This is a genomic window from Kitasatospora sp. NPDC024654 (assembly GCF_055559155.1).
The window spans coordinates 42076-48832 of the sequence record NZ_JBVHLF010000057.1; the positions used below are offsets into that span (position 1 = coordinate 42076).

The window sequence follows — 6757 nt, forward strand, 5'->3', positions numbered from 1 at the left end:
ACCTGCTGATCGGCGCCGCCTTCGGTGCCGGCGCGTGGTGGGCCTGGCTCGGCTGGCGCCCTCCCGTCCCCGCCCTCGCCCGTGCCCTCATCCCAGCTGCACCCCTTCCACCGCGTGCCGCCGTCGGAGCCGTCGGCTGGTCGGGGCGGCTCGGCACACGGTGCGTGCCGCTGCTGCTGCGCTGCCACCTGCCGGGGAAGAAGATCGCAGCTGACCTGAGGGCCCTCGCGATCCCGGTCGATCGGCACCTCGCGGAGAAGGCGACCGCCGCGGTGGCGGGCTTCCTGATGCCCTGGCTGGTCACAGTGCTGGTGGCGATCGCGGGGGAAGGCCTCCCGCTGCTGGTTCCCGCCTGGGGCTCTGTGGCTGTGGCCGTTGTGTTGTTCGTCGCCCCCGATCTGGCGCTGCGTCAGCGAGCCAATCGGTACCGGGCCGAGGTCCGCCACGCGCTCTCGATGTTCCTCGACCTGACCGTCGTCGCACTCTCCGGCGGCGCTGGTGTCGAGCAGGCCCTGACCGCGGCCGCGATGGCCGGGCACGGGTCCGCGTTCACGGCCTTCCGCCGTGCCCTGTCGCAGGCCGAGGTGACCCGCACCCCGCCCTGGCAACCGCTCGGAGAACTCGGCGAGCGTCTCGGTGTGCCGGAGCTCTCGGAGCTGGCGGCCACGACCGCCCTGGCCGGCCAGGAAGGCGCGAAGGTCAAGGCATCGTTGACCAGCAAGGCCGCCACGTTGCGCGGACACCTGCTGGCCGAGGCGGAGGCCGAAGCCGCTTCCGCCACCGAGCGCATGAGCCTGCCCGTCGTCGTGCTGTTCGCCGGCTTCCTCTTGTTCATCGGCTATCCCGCGCTCGCCCACGCCCTCTCCGGCCTCTGAATCTGCCTGTTCCGCTGCACTGCGCCCTTTTCACAAGGAGTATTCGATGCGTGACACGTTGACCTACGCCCGCGCCTTCGCTGCCACGGTCGGGCGCCGCGTCGCCGCCAGGCTCGCCGAAGCCCGCGCCCGGGCCAAGGGCGAGCCGGAAGCCGGCTACACCACCGAGACCGTCGTCATCACCGCTCTGCTGATCATCGTGGCGGTGGGCGCACTCGGCATCCTGACGACAAAGGTTCTCGACAAGGCCAAGTCCCTCAACTTCTAGAAGTGGCCATGCGTCTACCACGTTCACTGACCCCTGATCGAGATCGTGGCGAGAGTACTGCCGAAGTCGCAGGCAGTATTGCGCTGCTGATGCTTCTGATCGCGGCGGTTGTGCAGTTCGCGATGGCCGAGCATGCGCAGCACGTCGCTCAGGCAGCAGCCGCGCGAGCGCTGGCGACGGCCCGCGCTGAACACGCTACGGCCTCGGCAGGATGGGCCGATGGGCATTCCTTCCTCCAGCAAGTTGGATCAGGATCCCTGATGGATCCCCAGGTGATCGTCCAGCGAACCGAGCGTGAGGCGAGTGCGGAGGTGACTGGCGGCGTGGTGGCCGTGCTGCCGGGCCTCCACCTGCACGTCCGAGCCCACGCCAGCGGGCCCGTCGAACGACTCGCCCCGTCCACCGACTGATCCGGAGGAGCCCACCTTGCCCACTCGACCGCGCCTGCGCGGCGACTGCGGATCGGCTTCCGTGCAGATGGTTCTGGTTGCCCAGGTGCTGATCATGCTGCTGGTGGCCGCGGTCGGTGCCGGCAGATTGGTCTCGGCCCGTCTCGATGTCGCAGACGCAGCCCACCAGGCCGCCCGCGCCGCCTCTCTCGCGCGCAACCCGGCAGCAGCGAGCACAGCGGCGAACTCCTCGGCAGCCGCGGCCCTTGCGGGCGCAGGGACCGGATGCGGCGGACTCTCGGTCACCGTGGACACCACCGCGTTCAGGCCCGGCGGCCAGGTGAGCGCAACCGTGGCCTGCACCGCGGACCTCGCCGGCCTGACCGAGCTGCCCTGGCCCGGCACCCACACCCTCACCGAGACCTTCGCTGTACCCGTAGAGAACTACCGCGCGGAGGAGGGCTGATGACCAACCACACGCTTGGCAGACGCTGCCGTGACAGGGCCGAGGGGACGGTGACCGCCTTCACCGTGGTCATCGTCCTGGGCCTGCTTGCTCTGCTCGGCCTTACCGTCGATGGCGGGCTCGCCCTGAGCGCAAGAGTCCGCGCCTACGGCGAAGCACAGGAGGCTGCCCGCGACGGCGCCCGTCACCTCGACCTCAAGCAGCTCCGGGACGAACAGACCCTCGTCCTGAGCAGCACCGACGCCGAGCAGGCTGCCACCGCCTACCTTCGCGCCGCTGGTGCCACTGGCAGCGCGTCCGCCCGCGGTGACCAGGTAACCGTCACGGTCCACCGCTCCCAGCGCACCCAAATTCTCACGCTCATCGGCATCACCAGCATCAGCGTCACCGCCACCGCTATCGCGCACGCCGAGGAGACCGGCCAGTGACGCCGCACGCCGGCCGCCTGGCCGCCCTCCTACGCGCCGCCGCAGCCGGGGTCGCCCTGCTCAGCCTTCTCGCCGGCCTCCCGTATGCCCTGGTCACTTGGGCCGCGCCATTCCGTCCTCGGCACCTCCCCGATCTCGACGAGCTCACCGTCTGGGCCGCCAACCCGCTCTCCGTGATCCTGCTCCTGCAGATCCTCTACTGCCTGTGTTGGCTGCTGTGGGCCCGCCTCCTTCTGCAGACGCTTCGCGAAGTCCTCTGGCACGCAGCGAACTTCGCCACGCTCAGCCACGGAACCAGCCCGAACCTCCTCGCACTGACCGCCCGCCGCACCATCGCCGGGCTGCTCGTCGGTGCGATCGCCCTCGCTATCGCCACCAGCTTGCGCACCGCACCCGCTGTTCGCACCAGCACCACGCTCGCGGCATGGACTGCCCCGGTCGCCGCCACCGCGCCTGCCGTCCCGACCGCCCCTCCGTTCGCCGACCAGACACAGAAGGATCCGGCGGGCCCGGCGGTTCAGTCCGCTGCGTCCTGCACGGTCCAGTCCGGCGATACCCTCTGGGACCTGGCCGAGCGCCACCTCGACAATCCCCTGCGCTGGCGCGAGATCTACGAACTCAACAAGCACCAGATCCAGGCCGACGGCACCTACCTCAGCGACCCCGACAAGATCACCCCGGGCTGGACCCTCCTCCTACCCACCACATCCCCGTCAGCCCTCGGCCAGCTTCCACCGCCGCCCGTCCCGGCCCCACCAGGTGCCACCCAAACACCGCCTTCGCCTCCAACGCTCGCCGCACAGCCAGCGCGACCAGTTCCCTCGCCTGCGCAGCAAGCCTCGCCAACTGCGCACGCTGGGCAGGCCACCGAGCCCAGCCGTCCCGCTGCCGTGCTGCGGCATCCCCACGAGACCGGAGTCCAACTGCCCAGCGGCGCAGGCTACCTCGCGCTCACCGCGGCCGCGGCTCTCAGCGCTGCCGCTGTCCGACGAACCCTGCGCCGCCGTCGCGACTACCAACTCGGCGATGGGACTGACACGCACGGTCCCCGCCCGGAAGAGACGTCGCTCGTCGCGGCGATGCGCGGCATCACCCGGCACCAGCAGGACAACACTCCCACCACCGCCGTATCCGGCACCCAGACCCCTGACCTTCCCGTCGGAGCCCGCGGGACCAGGGAGCAAGGCCTTCTCGACCTGCTGACCGAGCGCGATCACCGGATGTTGGCACTCACCGGCCCCGGCTCCGAAGACGCCGCCCGCGCGCTGCTCGTCAGCGCGCTCACCGCGCCGGAGACCGCGCGCCTGCTGCTGCCCCGCACCGAGATCGCGCGCCTGGCTCCGGGCCTGACCGACGGCCGGCTCCACCACTGCTGCCTAGTGTCCGACACCGAAGCCGCCATCGGCGCACTCGAAGATGAGCACCTGCATCGCACCCGCCAACACCATGAAGGCACGGGCCCAGCCGGCCTGGACGAGCCCCAACTGCTGATCCTGCTCACCCGCCACGAGCCGCGCCACCACCAGCGCCTGCGGACACTCCTCGAAGTCGGCCGTGGTACCGGTCTAGCGGCAGTCGTGCTCACCGATGGTGCCGTCCCACCCGCTGACGCGCTCGTCTACCACGTTGCCTTAGACGGTAGCGCCACTGCCACAGGCGCGGTCGCACCAGACTCGCTGCGTCTCTTTCATCTGCCCACCACCACCGCGGACATCCTTCTCGCTCTGCTTCCGGAGGCTGATGAACAGGTCCCGGAAGCGCGACAGCGCGTAGTGCCGTCATCGCTGACCGGGGCGCCGGAGGTCAGATCCACTCCGAGCGTGACCAGTCCGGACGTTCTTCGGTTGAGGGACAGTTTTTCAGATGAGGCGGCAGCAAGCGCGCTGCTCCATTTCGAAAATGACAAAGGGGACTTCTCGGAGTGCCCTCAGGAAAGTGAGCAATTAGAAGCAGCTTGCGAGCCCGGCACTTCCTTTGGGGCGGCTTCAAGCCATCAACCCGAGCAATCCGTCCCGAGCGAAGCTCCGCCGACGGCTTCGACCGAAGTACAAACGAGGCGACCGATCAGCATCACCCTGCTCGGGCCCTTGGCCACCACCGTCCAAGGAGAATTGATCACCCGCGGCCTGACCGGCTACGCCGGTGAACTCCTCGCCTACCTCGCCACTCGTCCTGAAGGCTCGACCAAGGATGCCGTTCTCGAAGCCATCTGGCCCGAGAAGGACCCGGCCACTACCGGCACCGAGGCTTTTCATACCGCGAAGAAGAGCATCCGTGGTGCCCTGCGCACCGCTCTCGGAGCCACCACCTCCGTGCCGGTGCTCCTCCAGGCCGGCGGGCTGTGGCGGCTCGACCCCGCACTCGTCGAGACCGACCTCGAACAGTTCCACGTGGCCGCGCGAAGCGCGGCCGCCGCGACCGACCCGGCCGAGCGCACCGCCGCGCACCGCCGGACCGTCGACCTCTACCACGGCGAACTCTGCCAGGGCCTGGACCGCCCCTGGCTCACCGCCCCGCGCGAGGATGCCCGCCGCCGCGTCCTCAACGCCCTCGGCGCCCTCGCGGCCAACACGACCGATCCTGAGGAAGCACTCGGCCTCCTCGAACGTGCTCTGGACCACGACCCGTACAACGAACAGCTCCACCTGCGCCTCGCTCGTCAGCACATCGCCCTGGGCCGCACCGAGGCCGTCCGTCGGACCCAAGAGCGCCTGCGCGCCCGCCTGGCCGAGATCGACGAACGCCCCACACCGGCCACGATCCGAGCGTTCCAGGACCTCCTCGCCCCCGCACCGGCCCGGCCGACCCTCAGCCGTTCTGTTGCGCAGCGTCCATACCCGACGGTGATGAACCGCCCAATCCGCCAGGCGCCAGGCGCTCCGATCACGCGGTGCCCGTGATCGGTGGATCGTGTCCCATGAAGTGGTGTAGTGGTCGTGGGTCAACGGTGGTGCGCTGGGCGGGAGTTTGTCGCAGGGTGGGGGAGACGATCCATTCGTCGTATATGGCTACTCGGGCCTCTCCGACGCCGGCTGCCCCAGAGCCTCATATCTGTCGGCAGAGCGCCGATCCAGCCACCACAGTCGGCGCTTGGCTGGCGGAACTCTCACGCTGAGGCTCTCGCCTTCTTCATCGACTTGGTGCTGGATGTCGAGCCTGCACATCAGCCGCGGGTCGTCCAGCAGCGTACCCATGATGCCGAATGACGGGGCGACGTGCTTGGCGAAGTCCGCCAGCTCCTCGGCGGCCCGCTTCCCCTCCTCCGCCGTCGGCTCGTGGTCCGGGTCACTGAATCCGAGATCGTCCAGTGCGTGCACGAGGTTGTTGGCGCGCCCCTCGATGAGTCGCCATATGTAGGTGATCCCCACTGGCCCGGTTAGGGCAAGGGTGCGGTGATAGCGGAGCATGCGCACCAAGTTGTCGCCGAGTTCCTTCCGCACGGCGCCGCGCTCCCGGAGGGTAACTTCGACGAGAAGCGCGGCGGTGCTCTCGAACGCAGTGACGAGCTTCTCGGCATCCTTATAGACCAGTTCCCGTTTGTCGCGGATCTTCGAGTCCTGTTCGGTTTTGTCGTGCCGCCGATTCCCTCGCATGGTGAAGTACGTTCCAGCGGATGCGACACCGGCCGACAGCACCGAGGCGATGCCGGTGATGAGTGCGGGGTCCATGTCCCTCCCCGTGGTGTGGCACCCCTCCCTGGGTGCGGTAGCGGCGGATGCTAGCAGGATGTGACACGAACCACCGCGGGACACGTGCTTGCTGCTCAGCGATCCTTCTCGCTCAGCGAGTTGCGCGATGGCCGCCGCATGACCAGAGGTTATTCCAAGATCCCTGCTGCACCACTTGGTGGGACGCCATCGATCGGTGGCTACGGCCCGGGAATGTGCCTGTGAGCCTGTCCTGCCGTTGACGCGGTGACCAGCTCGCTGTCGCGCAGGGCGTCGGACCATGGGTGTCCTTCCATGGACGTCCGATCTGGTGTCCAGCCATAGAGCGGACACCCTGTCCCGTGACGTAGTCGCAGGTCACGGCCGTACTGGGGGTGGGTGGGGTAGCCAGACTCAATACCTGGTGGCAGGTCCCACCCGGTCTTCGCGCGGGCCCGCCGGTTCGCACGACCCCGATGGATCCTGAGCCTGAGTCAGGGTGGTCGCAACACGGGTGCCTCGGTCCCGCTCTCCCTGGCAGGCGCGATGCCCCCGCGAAGCGGTGGGCGAGCGTCCTGCCCGGGGGTGCCTGCCCGGGGGTGCCTGCCCGGGGGTGCCTGCCCGGGGGTGCCTGCCCGGGGGTGCCTGCCCGGGGGTGCCTGCCCGGGGGTGCCTGCCCGGGGG

General features: G+C 69.3%; 8 protein-coding genes. 6 read left to right on the top strand and 2 right to left on the bottom strand.

The annotated features are described in order from the left end of the window. Positions 1-164: 164 nt before the first annotated feature. Together ACZ38L_RS27490 and ACZ38L_RS27495 are read left to right on the top strand one after the other, a co-directional pair. On the top strand, positions 165-875 hold the full coding sequence (locus ACZ38L_RS27490) for a type II secretion system F family protein (RefSeq protein ID WP_465698181.1): 711 nt from the start codon (positions 165-167) through the stop codon (positions 873-875). A 46-nt stretch (positions 876-921) separates the two neighbouring features. Next, complete coding sequence (locus tag ACZ38L_RS27495) at positions 922-1143, top strand: hypothetical protein (RefSeq protein ID WP_465698183.1); 222 nt, start codon at positions 922-924, stop codon at positions 1141-1143. Positions 1144-1166: 23 nt separating this feature from the next. Here ACZ38L_RS27495 and ACZ38L_RS27500 read toward each other — a convergent pair whose 3' ends face one another. Further along, on the bottom strand, positions 1167-1385 hold the full coding sequence (locus tag ACZ38L_RS27500) for a hypothetical protein (RefSeq protein ID WP_465698185.1): 219 nt from the start codon (positions 1383-1385) through the stop codon (positions 1167-1169). 18 nt (positions 1386-1403) lie between these two features. On the opposite strand from ACZ38L_RS27500, the gene ACZ38L_RS27505 reads away from it, so the two are divergent. Genes ACZ38L_RS27505 through ACZ38L_RS27520 form a run of 4 tightly spaced genes read left to right on the top strand, consistent with a single transcriptional unit; the run spans position 1404 to position 5326 of the window. Beyond that, positions 1404-1553 carry a hypothetical protein gene (locus ACZ38L_RS27505; protein WP_465698187.1) on the top strand — a complete coding sequence of 50 codons (150 nt, stop codon included), beginning with the start codon at positions 1404-1406 and terminating at the stop codon, positions 1551-1553. A gap of 16 nt (positions 1554-1569) precedes the next feature. Continuing rightward, on the top strand, positions 1570-1998 hold the full coding sequence (locus ACZ38L_RS27510; RefSeq protein WP_465698189.1) for a TadE/TadG family type IV pilus assembly protein: 429 nt from the start codon (positions 1570-1572) through the stop codon (positions 1996-1998). Continuing rightward, positions 1998-2426: a pilus assembly protein TadG-related protein gene (locus ACZ38L_RS27515; protein ID WP_465698191.1), complete on the top strand. Its 429-nt coding sequence runs from the start codon at positions 1998-2000 to the stop codon at positions 2424-2426. The genes ACZ38L_RS27510 and ACZ38L_RS27515 overlap by 1 nt, the downstream gene beginning before the upstream one ends. After that, positions 2423-5326 (top strand): BTAD domain-containing putative transcriptional regulator, encoded by a 2904-nt coding sequence (locus ACZ38L_RS27520; protein WP_465698193.1) that lies wholly within the window; start codon positions 2423-2425, stop codon positions 5324-5326. The genes ACZ38L_RS27515 and ACZ38L_RS27520 overlap by 4 nt, the downstream gene beginning before the upstream one ends. 108 nt (positions 5327-5434) lie before the next feature. Here ACZ38L_RS27520 and ACZ38L_RS27525 read toward each other — a convergent pair whose 3' ends face one another. Continuing rightward, positions 5435-6094 (bottom strand): hypothetical protein, encoded by a 660-nt coding sequence (locus ACZ38L_RS27525; RefSeq protein ID WP_465698195.1) that lies wholly within the window; start codon positions 6092-6094, stop codon positions 5435-5437. Between the last annotated feature and the right edge of the window lie 663 nt (positions 6095-6757).